Below are 15,739 nucleotides of genomic sequence, written 5' to 3' on the forward strand. Positions count from 1 at the left end.
CGCAGCGAAGCTCCCGCGGTCAGACGGTCTCCTCGTAGAGCCGCAGATAGGCCGGATCGAACTCGCCAAGCTCGACAAGCCCGTCCCAGTCCAGAACCGTGATCTGCACCCCGGTCCGCTCGATGAGGCCGGCCCGTCGAAGGGTCATCATGCTGCGGTTGGCGTGGACGGCGGTGATGCCCAGAATGTCGGCCAACTCGGGTTGCGTGAAGGGCATGATGAAGGCTTCCGGTCCGCCCAGGCCGGCTGCGCGGGAACGCAGGGCGAGTTCACAGATGAGGTGGGCGGTGCGGGCCTGGGCTTCGAGCCGGCCCAGGCCATAGAGCCACTGACGGTGGATCGCCGCGTCTATGACCGTCTCGAGCCACAGCAGGCGGGTCAGATGCGGTTGCTCCTCGGTCATGCGGCGCAGCCTGGCATGAGAGGCTGACATCACGACGCAGTCGGTGAGCGCCACCACCCCGTGGTCCATCTGCTTCATGAGGAAGCTGTGCAGATCGAGAAAGTCGCCCGCGAGGTTCACCTGGGTGATCTGGCGCGCGCCGGTCGGTCCGCCGACGAAGCGCGAGCAGAAGCCTTCGACGAGGAGCGTGCTCTGGCCGGGGCGTTCGCCGGCGCGGACGATCTCGCCCCCGCGCGGGACGCGGCGAGGCGGCTCCAGCAACCCTTCCAGGTATCGGGCCTCGGCCGCCGACACCTCGTCGCGACGCTTGAGCTTGGCGATGAGGTGGTCGACGGACATGACGTGACGCTCCCGGGTGGCTGAGCCAAGACAAAGCCTGTTCCTTCGGAGGGTTCCGGCCGTGGCTGGCGCTCAGCGCGGCGGCGACAGGTTGTTGGAGCCGTCTTGGGGCGCCCGGTCACCTCCCGGCATTGGCCGCAAGCCGTCGCATTGGCTCAGGGCGATGGCGCCCCAACCCAGAAAGACCACGAGGACCAGCCAGATGAGCGGATGGACCTTGTGACGCTTCATCCCGGACGGCGCGCGCTCTTCTTTCTGGTCGTTGAGCGGCTGCTTCATCGGTGATCGTCTCCGGCCAGGTCGTCTTCGGCAAAGTAGTGGATGGTTCCGGCGATGTTGTTGAAGCGGTCGTGGATGCGCACCTCCACCTCGTGGCCCAGCTGAGCCAGCAGCAGAGCGGTCTGGCGCGCGCATTGCTCGGCCCGGCCGCCGGAGAGAAACATCAGATCGCCGGTCGCCGGGCAAACCAGCCGCCACCCCCCGTCCACCGGGGCCACATCGAGCCGCGCCGGCCTTGCCTGCGAGCCGCCCTTCAGCTCGGCTTCCAGATTGACCGCCGACAAAGACGCCTTCGAACGATCCCTTGCTTGCATGATCATCCTCCACATCGTGCGCGGCGGAAATCATCGGGGAGGCATGCAAGTTCCGCCTGGCCGTGGGGATCGGCGCCGAACTCGGCGCAGAGCGACGAAGGCCGCCCCGGGAATCGAAACGCGCGCGGTCTCGGGGCCCGCCTGGCCGTCGGCGAGCACCTCCAGGGCGACGAGCGCGCCGCCCTGCTCGCATGCGACCAGCATCCGCCGCTCATCCTCCATAAGCATGAAGTGACGCGGGGAGGCGCAGCCGACAGGGGCGGTTCCCATAAGCTCTAGCGAGCCTTGTCCATCGACGGCGAAGGTCGTCATGCTGTCGTCGCCGCGCGTGGTCACATAGAGGCGGCGGCCTGCGCGATCGAGGGCGATGTGTCCGCCCAGATCACCATTTTCGGGACGGCGGACGGTCGGATTTCTCGCTAAGAGGCCAAGGCTTCCGTCGGCCCGGACCTCCAGCGTGCAGATGCAGCAGTCAAGCTCGGTGAGAAGCCAGGCGACCGGCAAGCTCGGATGAAAGACGATGTGCCTTGGCCCCTGGCCGGGATCGGCCGCGAAGGCCGGCCTGGCGCCGCTCAGCGCCCCGGATACGCCGTCATAGTCGTGAACCACGACCTCGTCGGTCCCAAGGTCGGTGTGATAGAGCCGCCCGGCATGGAACCGTACGCAGTGGGCATGCGGCCCGTCCTGACGCGTCCTGTCGGGGCCGCCGCCCGCGCCGGCGTAGGTCGATGGCGGCGAAGCCAGATATCCGCCCTCCCCGGCCACCTTGAAGAGCGCCACGCTGCCGCTGGCGTAGTTGGCCGCCGCGACGATCTCGCCGCGCGGGTCGAACGCCACGAAGCAGGGCGCAGCCCCGCCCGTCCCGGCCGCCGCGATCCGTCGCCAGCCGCAGCGGCCATGCGGACGCGCCATCACCAGGGCGCCGTCATCGCTTTCGTCGACGAAGCACCAAAGACCCCGGCGAGGATCGTACGCCCCGAACGACGCGTTGCGCAGCGCGCGGCTGCGGCCGACAAGAGTGAGACTTTCAGCGGCCCGATCGAAGGCGACGGTCGCGACGCCGCCGGGATCGTAGTTGCCGACGGTGAGGGCGATGGCGGGCTGCATGTCCGGCTCCGGGCGTACGGCCTGCGCGGCCGCCCTGGTCAACCGCCCGCCCGTCCGGCGGTTCCGGCCAGCGGCCCACAAGGGGTCCGGACCGGCGCCGCCCCAAGCCCGGCTGGCCGCGGCGCCGGCGGGTTGTGGTCCACCACTCATAGGCGATCGCGCACAGAACAGCCGCACCGGCCTGCGGGGCGCGCAGGCCTTCGGACCTCCGCAAGGCTCAGCCTTGTTACAGGCCCCTGCGGGCGGCGGGCTCATCCCGGTCCTGCAGGTGCAGATAGTTGGGATTGAACATGGCCGCGGCCTCAAGACGTCCGAGGTCCAGGATCTCCACGTGCCGGCCGCGAAGCGTGAGTGCGCCCGAGCGCCGCAGCTCCTGGAGGGTGCGGTTCACGTGAACCGTAGAAAGGCCCAGCGAGTCGGCCAGTTCGGCCTGGGTGAGCGGCAGTTCGAAGACCCCGCCGTCGGTCAGCTGAACCGCCGACAGCCGGTGGTAGAGTTCGCAAAGCAGGTGGGCCAGGCGCTCCAACGCCGTCCGCTGGCCGATATTGACGACCCACTCGCGGGTGATCGCCTCATCCACCAGCGTCGACCACCAAAGCGCCCGCGTCAGCCGCGGAAAGCGCTCAAGAATATCGAGCACGGCCTCGCGCGAGAGCGTCGCCACGGTGGTCGGGGTCAGGGCGCCGATCGAATGATCCATGCTCTCCAGAATGAAGACACGCAGATCGCAAAGATCGCCCGGCACGAAGAAGCCGAGAATCGATCGCCGGCCGTCGGGGAGCATCTTGTACCGGCAGGCCAGGCCTTCCTGGATGAGATTGACCCCGCCCGTCGGGTCGTTCTCGTGGATGATGGACTCGCCCGCCGCCAATCTGCGGGTGCGCCCGGCGGCCTCGACGAGGGCCTGCTTCTCCTCCGCGTTCAGCGGCGCGAAGTTCTCCAGCTTACGGATCAGGGTGAGGCCCATTGGTCGAACCTCGCTTTCGCGCTGACGGATCACCGCGGGGCACACTGCTTGGCGACGGAAGGCAGAAGAATTTGCAGATCGACCGGCTTGATCAAGTGGATTCCGCCCTCGACGGCATCATCCACGGCCTCCGGATCGTATCCCGTGGCGCTCAGCAGGCGGCGTTCGCGCTTCACCAGTGTTTCGCCGGGGCCGGCGACGACTCGGGCCTGCGCGGTCTTGCGGACGCCACCGCGCCCACATCGGCGCAGCATGTGTCGATCATCGCGCGCCTGCGGGGCGACTAGGGACCATCGGCGACGGCGTCTTCGCCCCCCACGCGGCCCGGTCAACCGTCGGCGTCGGTGACCAGCGCGCGGGCGCGCATCAGGCCAGACGGATGGACTGGGCGTTCAGCAAGGTCGTCAGGCGGAGGTTCTGCGCCTCCGGCAAAGCCGAGCGCAGGCGCGGAAAGACCGTGGCCTCCTCTTCGGCCATGTGGGTCTCCAAGAGCGCCTTCAGAGCCCTGGCGTCCTCGATCCAATCAGGATGATCGGCGGGTCGATCGCGCAGGGACGCCAGGAGAATCTTGATCTCGGCGTGATCGTCGAAGAGCGATTTTTCACCAGCGCCGCCCAGTGCGCGCAGGGCCGGATAGATCACGGTCTCCTCTGCATAAGCATGTTTGGACAGGCCCCACTCGATCTTGGCCAGCAGGAGCTTTCGCCTGAGGCGCGCCTGCGGGGGCGTGTCCATGGCGCGATCAAGGAGCGACATGACCACCTTGTGCTCGGCGGCCAGCACCTGGTCCCACGGTCCGGCGACCGCGCTGGCGCCCTGCGCGAGAAGCTTGCGCAGGTGAACCAGACCCAAACCCAGAGCGAAGCCAAGGGCGAGCGGCCCGCGCCAACGGCGCCTTGTGGTCCTGTCAGACATCGTTCGGGCTCTTTCTTCAGGTGAACCTTGCTTGCGCCCGGCCGGACGGCCGAAGCGCAGGCCTGTCGTTCGAAAGTTCAGGCATGGCCGGGTGTGGCGGGCGCTCCCGGCCGCAGCCGGCTCCAGAACCGTTCATGGAAGGCGAAGGCGACGGTCTGCACCATGGGCTCGACGATGCCGATGGCGAGCGCGGCCTTCCAGCTGCGGGTCAGGGCGTAGGCCACGCAAATCGCCACGGTCAGATGCATCAAGGCGTAGCTGGCGGTCTTGAGGCAGGTGACCTTCATGCACGACATGGCCGCCTACCGCGCAACCGGCGTGGTCGAACCCGCCCCGGGACCGGCGCCCAGGTCGGCGCCCGTCACCGGATCGGCGTCCGGCCGGGACATGGTGCGCAGGGCGAAGGCCTCGACCGCGGCCTGCTCGTCGGCGGCAAGCTTCACGCTGGCCGCCCCGTCTCCTCCGTCGACGGCCATCTGTCCGGCGCGGTCACTGACGACCTCCCATTGCTCGCCGGAGTTCCAGGGTCCGCGGGCGGCGCCCTCGACCTCATCGTCGCCCTGAGACATGTCGTAATACTTGTCCGCGAACTCCGGCCGCCCGGGCAGCTTGCCGGCGGGGAAATTGGGCTCGATGGAGTAGAGGGCCTTCTCGAAGGACTTCTGGTGGGCCACCTCTCGGGTCATGAGGAAGGACAGGGCGTCCTTGATGCCCGCATCGTCCGTGACATTGATCAGCCGCTCATAGACGATCTTGGCGCGGGACTCGGCGGCAATGTTGGAGCGCAGGTCGCAGGCCGGATCGCCGATCGAGTCCACGTACGCCGCCGTCCAGGGCACGCCGGCGGAGTTGATCAACGCGGGCGCCCCGCCGTAGAGGATCGACGTCGTATGGCTCTCGCCCCCCTGGTTGATCGCTATGTACATCTCGGCCTCCTCCATGGAGGCTTCGGCCAACTGGCCCTTGACGCCGCGATTCAGCATCGAGACGATGGACCCGATCACCTCCAGGTGGCTCAGCTCCTCCGTGGCGATGTCCAGCAACATGTCCTTGCGACCGGGATCTTCCTCGGCGAGGCCCTGAGTGAAGTAGCGCATGGCCGCGGCCAGCTCGCCCTGCGGGCCGCCGAATTGCTCCAGCATCAGGGTGGCCAGGGCCGGGTTGGGCTCGTCCACCCGGACGGTATACATCAGACGCTTGTTGTGCATGAACACGGCGACACCTCGCGAAGGGCAGATGGGAATGTGCTGTTCTTAAGCGCCGGGCCGGGCCGTCGTTCCAAGCTCTACTTATCAAACTCCGTCATTTTACTGAATAGATACGGCTCAATAGTGCAGTCAGATTAACTTATGTTATGGCCACGCAAGATTACCGACCAATATCGACTGCGCCGAAGCTTTTGAAGGGGGCGGTCGAGGTGGAGGATGCTTGTCCGATGGCATCGGCAAGAACCTCCCGGGTGAACGGCACGGGAAAGCGTCCTTCGAACGCGAGGCTTCACCTGGCCATCCGGTCGTGCAGCTCGAGCAGAAGACGAACCACCCGCTCCCCGGCGTCTTGACGTCCGAGCCGCACGACAGGGTCGAGCAGCCGCACATCCTCCGGGCAGCGGCCCTGCCGCAGGCCGGCGCCGCCCGTCCGCAAGGCTGCGCTGGCGGCAGGCCCATCCCGACAGCATGATGCGCGGTATCGCGTTGCTGTCGCCCTCGCACGAAAGATGGCGCCGATCGGATGCGTCTGGATCGGCTCGGCGATTTTGGTGAGACGGTCACGACAGATTTCGTCGAGCGGATGCATGACGTTGATGTCGCGAATGAAGTGCTGCAACCGATCCACTCCGCCGCCCCGCCTCGTCATCAGCCCGCCTCGGACGTGCCCAGCCCCGATCGGGCCGACAAAGAACCGGAGCTGATGCGACCGGGGCCCCTGACGGTTGACCGGGTCCGCTGACGGTTAATGCAGCCGCGCCCTGGCCCAGGCGCCGGCCACATCGAGGCTTTCGAAGGTCGCGCTGGGAGTGACGGCGCAGCGGCCAAAACCCGCCTCGAGGTAGAAGGCGCCCTGAAGCTGGCCGTGCTCGCTGCCGGCCAGCCTGACGATGACGCCGACAAGCTGGTCGTCGGCCAGCATGAGGAACCCCTCGCGATCGGCGCTGTCGGTCGCGACAGTCACGGGCGTGAAGTCGATGCGCATGTCGAACCCCTGGCTAGGCGTGCCCCGGAGTTACGAGCGATATCGCGTTTCGGATGACGCCCCCGTGAATGGGATTGTCAGCTTCGCCCGCGCGCTGCGCCCCGGTCACGCCGCCGGGCGCCGTCGATGCTCGACTTCGCCTGCGGATCAATCACTGCCTGCGGGTCGTTGGCGCAGGTACGCGCACGCGCAGATGGCCACCAGGCTCGACCGCTCCACCAACGCCTACGACGAGACCGGCGCAGGCGCCGCGGCCCGGTCCGAAAACCCGGACCACGCCGCCCACTTCCCCGGGCGCTGACGTTCCGCTCGCCGCGCTCAGCCGCGGCGGGAGCGGCCGAAGGGACGGCTCAGAAACGCCGACCCATCGAGCCCGAAACGCCAGGGCGTCGAGGCCCCCCTGGTGACGCCGATGCGAGGTCCCGACATCACGGTCACGGCGCCCACCGCCGGGCCGAGGTGGAACGGCGGCTCGAACATGGAAGCGCCATTGAGACTTCGGTCGACGCCGAGCGCCTGACACAGATTGCCCGGTCCGGCGCACAGACGGTGCAGCGGCGCCTCCGGCCGGCGCATGCTCATCGTCTCGATCCCGGTCGTCGGCTGCAGGGCGCGCAGAAGCACGGCGCCTCCGGGGCGAGGGCCGCAGACCAGGTTGAGACACCAGTGCAGCCCGAAGATCCGGTAGACGTATGCGCGTCCCGCCGGGCCGAACATGGGAGCGTTGCGCGCCGTGGGGCCGATGAAGCTGTGCGAGGCTTCGTCATCCACATCATAGGCTTCGGTCTCGACGATCATACCGCCGGCTCCCGCCACGGTGAGGGTCGCGCCTATCAGATCGCGAGCGACGCGCCAGGGCGGCTCGCCGAGGTCGGGCCAGGTCCGGTTCATGACGCCTTAACGCGTCCGGCCGCCGGCGGCTGCGCTCCGCCATCCCGCCTGCACGGCAACGCGATCCGACGAATCGCGCGGCCGCCAAGTCCGGTGGCGCGCGTCACGGCGACCGGCTTTGCGCCGCGACGCTGCGTCGTGAGCTTTTCCGGCGCCGGCTTCGAAACTGTGATCGACCCTCGGCGTTGTGGCCCAACCCGGGAAGAACTCATGCAGTCCGCGCCTCCTCCAAATCCGCTTGAAGACGCCGGCGTCCTGATCGCCGGCGGCACTACGGGCATCGGCCGGGAGATCGCGTTGGGTCTGGCCCGCCGCGGCGCCCGGGTGTTTGTTTTCGGGCGCGAGGGCGAGCCGCTCGCCGAAGTCGCTGAACAGGCGCAGGCCTTCGGGGCGACCATTCGCGGCGTGACCGCGGACATGTCGATGCGCGCCGATGTCGACCGCGCTTTCGCCGCCTTCGATGCGCAGGTGGGGCGACTGGACGCATTCGTCGGCTGCGCCGCCCTCGGGGCCGGACCTCTCGCGCGGATGGAAGAGGATGCCTGGCGCTATGTCGTCGAGACCAATCTGATCGGCACCATGGCGTGCACCAGGCGAGCCATCGATCGTCTGAAGCCCCACGGCGGGCGCATCGTGCTCATCGGTTCGGTCGCAGCCGATCTGCGCGCCGAAGGCGAGTCCGTCTACGCCGCCACCAAGGCGGGGGTTCAGGCGTTTGTGGAGGCTTTGCGCCGTGAGGAGCGCGCCCACGACGTCCGCATCAGCCTGGTCGAGCCCGGCGCGACGGCCACCGACATGCAACCGATGAACCAGGACGCCAAGGCCAGGAGCACCGCCAGAGCACAGATGCTTCACGCCGCCGATATCGCGCGGGGCGTCCTCTACATGCTGAGCGAGCCGCTCCATTGCGATGTCTCGCTCATGCGCATCGTTCCGGCCAGGCAAGCCCTCTGACAGAAACGCGAGAAAGGCGAACGTAATGGCCAAGGTAGCCGAGTCAGGTCCCGTCCCCGCCGTCAGCCCTTTCGTCCTGACGCTGCAGGAGGATCTACGCGGCGCGAAGATGAAGCGCCTGGGCGCGTTCGGCCTCGGCGATCTTGAGGTTGAGGTGGCGCAAGGCAGCGACAGCCTCTGGGCCCTGATCCGGAAGGAAGGCCGCGGCGGGCTTGCCCTGCGCGCCGTCTACACGGCGGGAGCGGACATGACTTGCCGGCTGGTCCCCCCGGCCGAAGGCGAAGTCTTCGCCGTGGAGGTGACGAGCACCATGGGCCGCCACAGGGCCGGCTTCACCACCAGCGGCGATGATCTGCATCGCCTTCGCGCCGAGGTGCGCCTGACGCCCGCCGCCCCTCTCGTGCTGCCCTACATGCCGCGCGATCTTTATCCCCTGAGCGACCGCGACGACCCTGCCGAGGCCATGGGCAAGGTCGAGGCGGCGCAACGCGGCGTCAACAGCGGCGTCCTCTATTTTCGACACGACGGCCCGGACTTCGGCAGCGTGCTCTACTTCCAGAACTTCACGGCCCTGAACGACTTCTTCCGGGCGACAGGAACGACGCCGAAAGATGCGGTGGGCGGCCGGTGGCCGGAGCTGGGCTATCTGCCTCCCGCCCCGCCGGCCACCGGCGAGGAGGCGTTGAAGCCGCTGGAGGCCGGCAAGGACTATGTGCTGAGCGACGCCCTGCTCGTCTTCCGCGACTGGGCGGCCGATAACGAGCAGGAGATGGCCCGCCAGTTTCTGCAGATGCTCGGCGTCGCCTACAAGGCGCTGCGCCCGCCGCGGGTCGACTATCGTGACTGGCGCCGACGGGCGGAGCAGACGCTGAAGGATCTGCTGGAGGCGCCGGCGGCCACGCGGCGGCACTACGACCACCTCTATGTCATGCCTTACGTGGACGGCGAGTATCCCGACGCCATGGTTCAGATGTCGGTGGCGGCCGCCTTGCACGATTATGAAAAATGGCGCGGCGAGCCGGTCCCTCTCAAGGCCAGGCTCATGGCCGGCATGGAGCGGTTCTACGACGACAAGCTGAAGACACTGCGTCGCTACCTGCCCAATGTGGGCAAGGAGAAGGACGCCGACGCCGTGGACGCCTGGTATTATTATCACCCGCTGCTGAACCTTGGGCGGCTGGCGCTGGACGGCGACGAAACCGCAAAGGATTTGCTGCTGCGCAGCGCCGAATACGGGATCGAGGCGGCCCATCACTTCAACTACGTCTGGCCGATCATATACGACGCCAGGGATTTTTCGGTGAAGACGGAGGCGCGCAACGACGACGGACTGGGCCAGACCGATGTCGGCGGCATCTACGCCTATGTCATGCTGCAGCTGCACCAGCTGACCGGCGAGCCCCGTTATGTGGAGGAGGCGCGCGCGGCGCTGGACGCCGCGAAGACGATGCGTTTCGACCTGATGTACCAGGCCAATCTGACCGCCTGGGGCGCGGCGGCGTGCATCAGGCTCTGGCGCATCACCAGGGACCCCCAGTATCTCGCCCAAAGCTATGTTTACCTCGCCAGCTTTTTCCATAACTCCGAGATCTGGGAGTCGCAGATCGCCAACGCGGTTCACTACCGCAATTTCCTGGGCGTCACCTGTCTCCACGATGCGCCCTACATGGCGATCTACGAGTGCTTCGACGCCTTCACGGCGTTTCAGTTCTACCTGGCCGACAGCGGGCCTGACCTGGACCCGGCGGTGCGCATGCTGGTCTCCGAATACTGCAAGTACACCCTTGACCGGGCCTGGTACTACTATCCGAGCGAGCTTCCCGCCGAGATCCTCGCCACCGAACATCAAAGCGGCCGGATCGACCGAAAGCTCTCCTTCCCGCTGGAGGATCTCTATGGGGACGGTCAGCTCGTCGGGCAGATCGGACAGGAGATCTACGGATGCGGCGCAGCCTTCATCTTCGCGACACGGTCCCACCACAAGGTCGAGGACGCTCCATTCACGCTCTATTGCAATCAGTTCGTACGGGCGAGCGAGCGAACGGGGCGACGCGCCTTCACGGTTCAGCTGGATGGCGGGGAGACCTGCCCCGCGGATCTGAGCCTGCTGCGTTTGCCCCGCCGCAAGTTGCCCGTCGCGGTCGTGCGCGACGCCTTTGGCGAGGAGATCACGCCCCATCACGTCGGCGATGATCGGATCGACTACAGGATCGCGGCCCACGGCCGGCTGGTCATCAACTGGACGTGACGCAGCCGCCCCACCCGGGAACGGCCAACGGCTAGTCCGGGGCCGGTTCGAAGCCCCCGGCCCCGGATGTCGTTGCTGACGGCGCCCTGGCCGGCCACTCCGACCCCAGGGGCGTCATCGCTTTCAGGTCGGCCTGCGCCAGTTCGCAGCGCACGCCCTCGTCGGTGACCGTGAGACCGGCGACGGCAAGCGCGTGAAGGCGCTCGCCCAGGCCGACCAGCCCGCCTTCGCTCACCACCACGTAGCTCGTGGACAGATCATCACAGCGCAACATCGCGTCGACCACGGAGCCGATCACGCGGCCGTCGGGATCAAGCAGCCTGGCGCCGGCAAGGCCGCCGGCGGGAAAGAGCGTCGGCGCGCGAGACGCGGCGCTTTTGCGGCTGGCCGCCGCTCCGCCCTGCTCGTAGCGCGCCTGTCGACCCAACCATCGCCAGACGCCGACGGCATTCACCACGGTCAAAAAGCCATTGGTCCACAGCAGGTTCTGCTGATCGCCGGAAAGCGCTACGGCGATCCAGGCCATGGAGCCGACAAGAAACACGATGAAGCCGCAACCGGTGACCCGCGCTCCGAGATTGGCGGCGGTCATCACTGCGGCGATCATGGTCGCGGCCGGGGCGATCCAGCCCGCCGCCTGCGTCACCGACACGGCGCTTCGCCCCGGGTCAGACGCAAGATCGCGTGCGCGGAGCGGGCGCACGCAGGCAAAAATGATCGGGGCGGAGCGGCGGGCGCATGGGGCTGCATCGCAACCTAATCGCCGCCATGGCCGCCCTGTTCCCGGCGCCTTGCGACGAGAGGGTTTCTCCGCGCGTCACCCCCCGCCCGGGCCGCGCGCCATGCGGCGAACAATCTCGCCAACGACGTGCCCTGCCGGTCTGGCGGGCCGTGGGCCGTCAACCGGAGGTCGCCATACGATGCTCGGTCCGGCGCCGGGCTTATTTGCCGACGCGCTCGATGCACGGGACGGCGCTGGCCAGATGCCGCGGCCCGGCGGCGCAGGAGCCCATCCAAGTTCGGACATCGATGCGATGAGGTTGCGAAAGCGGCGCCGGGTCTTCGCCGGTGATCGGATCGAAGCGCCGTCGGCGACGTTGTCGCCCAGACAGCCACAGGAGATCGGACATGTCCCTGTCCTCCCTCATCACCTCGCGCAGCAGACCCCAGACCCGCAACCCCGCGGCGCCGCGCGACGATCTGTTCTCCCGTTTCTCGACAGCGCTGCAGCGTGCGGCGACGCACGCTCCGCAGCCATTGCGTCCCGCCGCCGAGCGCGCGGCCGCGTCCCCGCGTCTCGTCGCCGCCGGCCTGGGCGTCGTGGCGGTGGGCGTCGGCCTCGCCTTGGCGACCAACAAGCGCACACGCGCCGGCGTCGCGGCGATGGCGGGCGCCGCCGTCGGCCTGTCGGCCCGGCGCAAGGGCGCGGCCCGCTCCGGCCACTAGTCGCCGTATCGGACCATCGGGATCAAACCGCCCCCGCGGCGGGGTGATCTCGCAGGAGGAAGATGTCCATGCAAAACCCGTCCGCCCGCCAGCAAGGCGAAGCCATCGAGAAGTCCGCAAAGCCCGCGCGCCCATATATCTGGGCTCTGGTGGCCGCCGCCGTGCTCATCGTCCTTGTTGTCCTCATCGCACGGCCTGGTGACGAGGCCGCCGACGGCGTGACCGCCGGGATGAGCCAAGTGGAAAGCGCCCGCGATCCGGCCGGGTCGGCCAGAACCCCGGCGACGACCGATCGCTGAGCGCCCGACCCAGGCGTCGGGGAATGGGCCCGGCGCTTGGCGCCGGGCCTTCAGTCGCGTCGCGGTAGGGTCGCGTCGCACAGAGGAACGCGTTCGAAAGCCGGCGGCTTTCTCGCGCCCCTTCCGGCGTCCGGTTCGCCGCCGGCCGTCGGGCGAGCCAAGAGAGGGCTTGAGCATCGGCCGTCTCGCTGAACGGCTCACCTCATCTAGGCGCCCAAATTCGCGGATGCGCGGTGATGCGTCGCCACGTCGCGCCCGGCTGCGTCGGAACCGACGGGAGGCTGGGCCGGTTCAAGGGTGATCATTTCCTGTTGCGGAGGCTTTCATGGACGGCTGGAGGACTACGCCGATGCGCCTTGGCGGCGCCCTTGTCGCCTGCATCCTGATCACGGCCGCCTGCTCGGAGCGCACGACCCCGGCCGCCGCTCCCGAGAGCACCAGCGACCCCGCGGTTGAGACTTCACCTTCACAGGCGCGGCAGAAGACGCCGCAGGGCGAGGTCCCCGCGGAAAATCCGCCGCGCAGCTAGGGCCGGTGCCTAAGCCGTGCGGGCGCGCTCGCCGGCAAGGCCGCTGGCCACGAGCAGCAACTCCTCGGTCTCGGGCAAGACGGCGCGCCGGGCGAGCACGGCCAGGCCCCTGGACAGGGCGCTCACATAGTCGGCCAGATCGGCCTCCGATCCGGTCTGCGAGCCAGGCGATGGGGCCATGATGCGTCGGCTGAGAAGCAGGTAGGCGGCCCCGGCGTCGGGACAGCCATCCAGCACGAAATAGCGGCTCTCCACCCAGATCGCCTGACCGCTGGGGCGGACATAGCGCTTTCGAAGCATGAAGGGCTGGCCGGTCTTGCCGGCCATGTCGAAGAACGTCTCGTTGCATTCCACGTCGTCGGGATAGGTGACGTCGCGCATCCTGAGGCCGATGACGTCGCTCAGGTCTCGTCCGAGGATTCTGGCGAAACGCGCATTGGCCGATAGCACGCGCGTGTCCCGATGTCCGACCGCGATGCCCATGCGCAGCCTGCCCAGAATTTCGCTCATCACCCCTCCAGCCTTGTGGGAAGCAATAGGCGTAGCGCCGGCGTAGGCTCAACCCGAGAGCGAGTGGGGCGTAAGAGCTTTCAGTGGAAAGGCGCTTTTGTCGCGGAGGCGGCGCAGGCGGGCGTCGCAAGCCCGACAACGTGACCCCCGTTCGCCATCTTATGGCCACGCTGCCCGACCATGGCCCCATCCTGCCCATAAAGCGGGCCGAGTTGGCGAATAAGAAGGATTGTACGGCCGATCGCCGCGAGGAATTGAACTTCCGTTGAACCATAAGGGTTTGCGCGGGTTGAGGCTGCAAGGCAAAGACACGGCCAAGCTTTAGGGCGCTTAGATTTTGAAGACACCCAGCATCGAGTCGCGGCTTCCCGGCGAGGCCCCCCTGGCCATGCCGGCCCAGGACCTGAAGCTCGGCGCAACCGCCCCGGTCGGCGCAAGCGCTCCTGCCGGGGGGCGCGCCGTCCTGTTCGCCGCCTTCGGCGTGCTCACCGCCATCGGGGTGGTCAGCGCCGGGGTTCAACTGGGACGCCAGGGCTTGGGGCCGGTCGAGGTCGCAGCGCTTGTGCTGTTCTCAATCCTGTTCGCCTGGGTGGCCTTCGGCTTCGTAAGCGCCGTGGCCGGCTTCATGGTCCGGCTGCGCGACAGAAAGACGGCGGGCCGATCCCAGCCCCAGCCGATCCTGTTCACCCGGACGGCCGTCCTGCTGCCGGTCTACAACGAGGATCCCGGCCGCATTCTGGCGGCGGTCCAGGCGATGACCGAGGACCTTGCGGATCGCGGCGTCGCCGAATTGTTCGACGTCTTCATCCTGAGCGACACGCGGGACATGGCCGCCGCGCGCGCCGAACTGGCGGGTGTCGATCGTCTGCGTGCCAAGCTGCCCGCCTCGCCGGGGATCTACTATCGCCGTCGAGAGGAGAACACAGACCGCAAGGCCGGCAACATCGCTGACTGGGTCGAGACCTTCGGGGCAGCCTACACTTCGATGGTCGTTCTGGACGCCGACAGCCTGATGAGCGGCGAGACGCTCATCGAGCTGGTCGCGCGCATGGAGGCCGACGACGAGCTTGGCCTGCTGCAGACCTCGCCCGAACTGGTCAATGCCGAGACGCCCTTCGCGCGCCTGCAGCAGTTCGCCTCGCGCGCCTATGGACGCATGATCGCGGCCGGTCAGGACTGGTGGTCGGGCGCAGAAGGCAACTTCTGGGGCCACAACGCCATCATCCGCACCCGCGCCTTCGCCAGCTGCGCGGGCCTGCCCAAGCTGCCCGGCCGCAAGCCGTTCGGCGGCCTGATCCTCAGCCACGACTTCGTGGAGGCGGCCCTGCTGCGGCGGGGCGGCTGGAAGGTGCGCATGGCCGCCGACCTGGGCGGCAGCTTCGAGGAGACCCCGCCGACCATCCTCGACATGGCGATCCGCGACCGCCGCTGGTGCCAGGGCAACCTGCAGCACGCGGGCGTGCTGGGCGCGGCGGGTTTTCACTGGATCAGCCGCGTTCATCTGCTGCGCGGGATCCTTTCCTACGCCACATCGCCCCTTTGGCTGATGATGCTGCTGGCCGGCGCCGGGGTCTGGATGAACGGCCGCTCGGGCGGACTGATCGGTCCCTCCAACGGCGCGGCTTGGCTTTTCGGGGCCACCATGGCGATGCTGATCGCCCCCAAGCTGCTGTCCAACATCCTCACGCTCACCGACAAGCGCGAGCGGCAGGCCTTCGGCGGCGGCGCACGCTACGGCGCCAGCGTGGTTTTCGAGATCATCGGCTCGACCCTGGTAGCCCCGGTGCTGATGCTCATGCAGAGCGCCTCGGTGCTGCAGGTTCTGGCCGGGCGCGATTCCGGCTGGTCGACCCAGAGCCGCGACCCGGGCCGCCTCAGCCGTCGTGAGGCCTGGAGGCTGCACCGCGGACACATCATGATCGGCCTGGCTGCCGCCGCCATCGTGCTGGCCATTGACCCGGTGATGCTGTGGTGGTCGGCGCCGGTCTATCTGGGCCTGGTGATCTCCACGCCTCTTGCCATGGCCCTGTCCAATCCGGGCTTCGCCTCGTGCTTTGGCCTGCTGACGACGCCGGAAGAACGCGACGTCCCCGCCATCGTGCGGCGCGCCGGCGAGCTTCGCGCCGCCTACGACGCCGAGGCCGCCACCCGCGCCGAGATCGAGCGCCTCATGCGCGCCCCGGCGGAAATCTATCTGCTGTCCGGCGCCCGCGCGCTTGGCGGCCGCCAGACGCTCGCCGCCCCCGCCAATCCCGGTCCGCCCGCCCCGCTGGCCCGCCGCTGGTGGCGCGCCTACCGCTCGGCCGCTCGCGCCATGGCGGGGTGACGAAACGCCGCCGAACCGC

At 68.2% G+C, this 15,739-nt stretch carries 21 protein-coding genes; 7 read left to right on the forward strand and 14 right to left on the reverse strand.

Going from position 1 to position 15,739, the window contains the following annotated elements:
- Nucleotides 1-19: 19 nt before the first annotated feature.
- From P7B02_RS02335 to P7B02_RS02355, 5 genes are all read right to left on the reverse strand, one after another.
- The gene (locus P7B02_RS02335) at nucleotides 20-742 is read right to left on the reverse strand and encodes a Crp/Fnr family transcriptional regulator (protein WP_277784692.1); all 723 of its coding nucleotides are present in this window, start codon (nucleotides 740-742) and stop codon (nucleotides 20-22) included.
- Nucleotides 743-814: 72 nt separating this feature from the next.
- The gene (locus P7B02_RS02340) at nucleotides 815-1,021 is read right to left on the reverse strand and encodes a hypothetical protein (protein WP_277784693.1); all 207 of its coding nucleotides are present in this window, start codon (nucleotides 1,019-1,021) and stop codon (nucleotides 815-817) included.
- Nucleotides 1,018-1,335 (reverse strand): hypothetical protein, encoded by a 318-nt coding sequence (locus tag P7B02_RS02345; RefSeq protein WP_277784694.1) that lies wholly within the window; start codon nucleotides 1,333-1,335, stop codon nucleotides 1,018-1,020. Before P7B02_RS02345 ends, P7B02_RS02340 begins: the two co-directional genes overlap by 4 nt.
- 30 nt (nucleotides 1,336-1,365) lie before the next feature.
- Nucleotides 1,366-2,442 (reverse strand): lactonase family protein, encoded by a 1,077-nt coding sequence (locus tag P7B02_RS02350; RefSeq protein ID WP_277784695.1) that lies wholly within the window; start codon nucleotides 2,440-2,442, stop codon nucleotides 1,366-1,368.
- 226 nt (nucleotides 2,443-2,668) lie between these two features.
- Nucleotides 2,669-3,409: a Crp/Fnr family transcriptional regulator gene (locus P7B02_RS02355; RefSeq protein WP_277784696.1), complete on the reverse strand. Its 741-nt coding sequence runs from the start codon at nucleotides 3,407-3,409 to the stop codon at nucleotides 2,669-2,671.
- Between the two features lie 71 nt (nucleotides 3,410-3,480).
- Between P7B02_RS02355 and P7B02_RS02360 the strand changes: the two genes are divergently transcribed.
- A complete protein-coding gene (locus tag P7B02_RS02360; protein ID WP_277784697.1) occupies nucleotides 3,481-3,696 on the forward strand; it encodes a hypothetical protein in 216 nt (71 codons plus the stop codon).
- Nucleotides 3,697-3,775: 79 nt separating this feature from the next.
- Here P7B02_RS02360 and P7B02_RS02365 read toward each other — a convergent pair whose 3' ends face one another.
- The 6 genes from P7B02_RS02365 to P7B02_RS02390 all read right to left on the reverse strand — a co-directional run bounded on the left by P7B02_RS02365 (nucleotide 3,776) and on the right by P7B02_RS02390 (nucleotide 7,408).
- Entirely contained in the window at nucleotides 3,776-4,324 is a 549-nt protein-coding gene (locus P7B02_RS02365; RefSeq protein WP_277784698.1) for a hemerythrin domain-containing protein, read from the reverse strand.
- A gap of 77 nt (nucleotides 4,325-4,401) precedes the next feature.
- Nucleotides 4,402-4,611, reverse strand: coding sequence for a DUF2061 domain-containing protein (locus tag P7B02_RS02370; protein ID WP_277784699.1), 210 nt, complete (start codon nucleotides 4,609-4,611; stop codon nucleotides 4,402-4,404).
- Between the two features lie 15 nt (nucleotides 4,612-4,626).
- Nucleotides 4,627-5,532: a manganese catalase family protein gene (locus P7B02_RS02375; RefSeq protein WP_277784700.1), complete on the reverse strand. Its 906-nt coding sequence runs from the start codon at nucleotides 5,530-5,532 to the stop codon at nucleotides 4,627-4,629.
- Nucleotides 5,533-5,821: 289 nt separating this feature from the next.
- A complete protein-coding gene (locus P7B02_RS02380; protein WP_277784701.1) occupies nucleotides 5,822-6,151 on the reverse strand; it encodes a hypothetical protein in 330 nt (109 codons plus the stop codon).
- Between the two features lie 126 nt (nucleotides 6,152-6,277).
- Nucleotides 6,278-6,517 (reverse strand): hypothetical protein, encoded by a 240-nt coding sequence (locus P7B02_RS02385; RefSeq protein WP_277784702.1) that lies wholly within the window; start codon nucleotides 6,515-6,517, stop codon nucleotides 6,278-6,280.
- Between the two features lie 318 nt (nucleotides 6,518-6,835).
- Nucleotides 6,836-7,408, reverse strand: a complete 573-nt coding sequence (locus P7B02_RS02390) for a DNA-3-methyladenine glycosylase (RefSeq protein WP_277784703.1) — start codon at nucleotides 7,406-7,408, stop codon at nucleotides 6,836-6,838.
- A 93-nt stretch (nucleotides 7,409-7,501) separates the two neighbouring features.
- Here P7B02_RS02390 and P7B02_RS02395 point away from each other — a divergent pair, with 93 nt between their 5' ends.
- Both P7B02_RS02395 and P7B02_RS02400 read left to right on the forward strand, forming a co-directional pair.
- Nucleotides 7,502-8,362, forward strand: a complete 861-nt coding sequence (locus P7B02_RS02395; RefSeq protein ID WP_277784704.1) for an SDR family oxidoreductase — start codon at nucleotides 7,502-7,504, stop codon at nucleotides 8,360-8,362.
- 25 nt (nucleotides 8,363-8,387) lie between these two features.
- Complete coding sequence (locus P7B02_RS02400) at nucleotides 8,388-10,610, forward strand: hypothetical protein (RefSeq protein WP_277784705.1); 2,223 nt, start codon at nucleotides 8,388-8,390, stop codon at nucleotides 10,608-10,610.
- 31 nt (nucleotides 10,611-10,641) lie between these two features.
- On the opposite strand, the gene P7B02_RS02405 is transcribed toward P7B02_RS02400, so the two are convergent.
- Nucleotides 10,642-11,262 carry a PRC-barrel domain containing protein gene (locus tag P7B02_RS02405; protein ID WP_277784706.1) on the reverse strand — a complete coding sequence of 207 codons (621 nt, stop codon included), beginning with the start codon at nucleotides 11,260-11,262 and terminating at the stop codon, nucleotides 10,642-10,644.
- 289 nt (nucleotides 11,263-11,551) lie between these two features.
- Entirely contained in the window at nucleotides 11,552-11,740 is a 189-nt protein-coding gene (locus P7B02_RS02410; protein WP_277784707.1) for a hypothetical protein, read from the reverse strand.
- Between P7B02_RS02410 and P7B02_RS02415 the strand changes: the two genes are divergently transcribed.
- The 3 genes from P7B02_RS02415 to P7B02_RS02425 all read left to right on the forward strand — a co-directional run bounded on the left by P7B02_RS02415 (nucleotide 11,739) and on the right by P7B02_RS02425 (nucleotide 12,884).
- On the forward strand, nucleotides 11,739-12,056 hold the full coding sequence (locus P7B02_RS02415; RefSeq protein ID WP_277784708.1) for a hypothetical protein: 318 nt from the start codon (nucleotides 11,739-11,741) through the stop codon (nucleotides 12,054-12,056). The two genes, P7B02_RS02410 and P7B02_RS02415, sit on opposite strands and share 2 nt — an antisense overlap.
- A 68-nt stretch (nucleotides 12,057-12,124) precedes the next feature.
- Nucleotides 12,125-12,355, forward strand: coding sequence for a hypothetical protein (locus P7B02_RS02420; RefSeq protein ID WP_277784709.1), 231 nt, complete (start codon nucleotides 12,125-12,127; stop codon nucleotides 12,353-12,355).
- Between the two features lie 325 nt (nucleotides 12,356-12,680).
- Nucleotides 12,681-12,884 carry a hypothetical protein gene (locus P7B02_RS02425; protein ID WP_277784710.1) on the forward strand — a complete coding sequence of 68 codons (204 nt, stop codon included), beginning with the start codon at nucleotides 12,681-12,683 and terminating at the stop codon, nucleotides 12,882-12,884.
- Nucleotides 12,885-12,893: 9 nt separating this feature from the next.
- On the opposite strand, the gene P7B02_RS02430 is transcribed toward P7B02_RS02425, so the two are convergent.
- Complete coding sequence (locus P7B02_RS02430; protein WP_277784711.1) at nucleotides 12,894-13,394, reverse strand: PAS domain-containing protein; 501 nt, start codon at nucleotides 13,392-13,394, stop codon at nucleotides 12,894-12,896.
- Nucleotides 13,395-13,731: 337 nt separating this feature from the next.
- Between P7B02_RS02430 and mdoH the strand changes: the two genes are divergently transcribed.
- A complete protein-coding gene (gene mdoH, locus P7B02_RS02435; protein WP_277784712.1) occupies nucleotides 13,732-15,720 on the forward strand; it encodes a glucans biosynthesis glucosyltransferase MdoH in 1,989 nt (662 codons plus the stop codon).
- The last annotated feature ends 19 nt before the right edge of the window (nucleotides 15,721-15,739 follow it).

It is taken from the genome of Caulobacter segnis (genome assembly GCF_029543125.1).
Taxonomy (GTDB): Bacteria; Pseudomonadota; Alphaproteobacteria; order Caulobacterales; family Caulobacteraceae; genus Caulobacter; species Caulobacter segnis_D.

What these genes read in the sequence shown, in the direction of transcription:
- P7B02_RS02335 (WP_277784692.1), bottom strand. Translation starts at nt 742, where the DNA reads ATGTCCGTCGACCACCTCATCGCCAAGCTCAAGCGTCGCGACGAGGTG.
- P7B02_RS02340 (WP_277784693.1), bottom strand. Translation starts at nt 1,021, where the DNA reads ATGAAGCAGCCGCTCAACGACCAGAAAGAAGAGCGCGCGCCGTCCGGG.
- P7B02_RS02345 (WP_277784694.1), bottom strand. Translation starts at nt 1,335, where the DNA reads ATGCAAGCAAGGGATCGTTCGAAGGCGTCTTTGTCGGCGGTCAATCTG.
- P7B02_RS02350 (WP_277784695.1), bottom strand. Translation starts at nt 2,442, where the DNA reads ATGCAGCCCGCCATCGCCCTCACCGTCGGCAACTACGATCCCGGCGGC.
- P7B02_RS02355 (WP_277784696.1), bottom strand. Translation starts at nt 3,409, where the DNA reads ATGGGCCTCACCCTGATCCGTAAGCTGGAGAACTTCGCGCCGCTGAAC.
- P7B02_RS02365 (WP_277784698.1), bottom strand. Translation starts at nt 4,324, where the DNA reads ATGTCTGACAGGACCACAAGGCGCCGTTGGCGCGGGCCGCTCGCCCTT.
- P7B02_RS02370 (WP_277784699.1), bottom strand. Translation starts at nt 4,611, where the DNA reads ATGAAGGTCACCTGCCTCAAGACCGCCAGCTACGCCTTGATGCATCTG.
- P7B02_RS02375 (WP_277784700.1), bottom strand. Translation starts at nt 5,532, where the DNA reads ATGCACAACAAGCGTCTGATGTATACCGTCCGGGTGGACGAGCCCAAC.
- P7B02_RS02385 (WP_277784702.1), bottom strand. Translation starts at nt 6,517, where the DNA reads ATGCGCATCGACTTCACGCCCGTGACTGTCGCGACCGACAGCGCCGAT.
- P7B02_RS02390 (WP_277784703.1), bottom strand. Translation starts at nt 7,408, where the DNA reads ATGAACCGGACCTGGCCCGACCTCGGCGAGCCGCCCTGGCGCGTCGCT.
- P7B02_RS02400 (WP_277784705.1), top strand. Translation starts at nt 8,388, where the DNA reads ATGGCCAAGGTAGCCGAGTCAGGTCCCGTCCCCGCCGTCAGCCCTTTC.
- P7B02_RS02415 (WP_277784708.1), top strand. Translation starts at nt 11,739, where the DNA reads ATGTCCCTGTCCTCCCTCATCACCTCGCGCAGCAGACCCCAGACCCGC.
- P7B02_RS02410 (WP_277784707.1), bottom strand. Translation starts at nt 11,740, where the DNA reads ATGTCCGATCTCCTGTGGCTGTCTGGGCGACAACGTCGCCGACGGCGC.
- P7B02_RS02420 (WP_277784709.1), top strand. Translation starts at nt 12,125, where the DNA reads ATGCAAAACCCGTCCGCCCGCCAGCAAGGCGAAGCCATCGAGAAGTCC.
- P7B02_RS02425 (WP_277784710.1), top strand. Translation starts at nt 12,681, where the DNA reads ATGGACGGCTGGAGGACTACGCCGATGCGCCTTGGCGGCGCCCTTGTC.
- P7B02_RS02430 (WP_277784711.1), bottom strand. Translation starts at nt 13,394, where the DNA reads ATGAGCGAAATTCTGGGCAGGCTGCGCATGGGCATCGCGGTCGGACAT.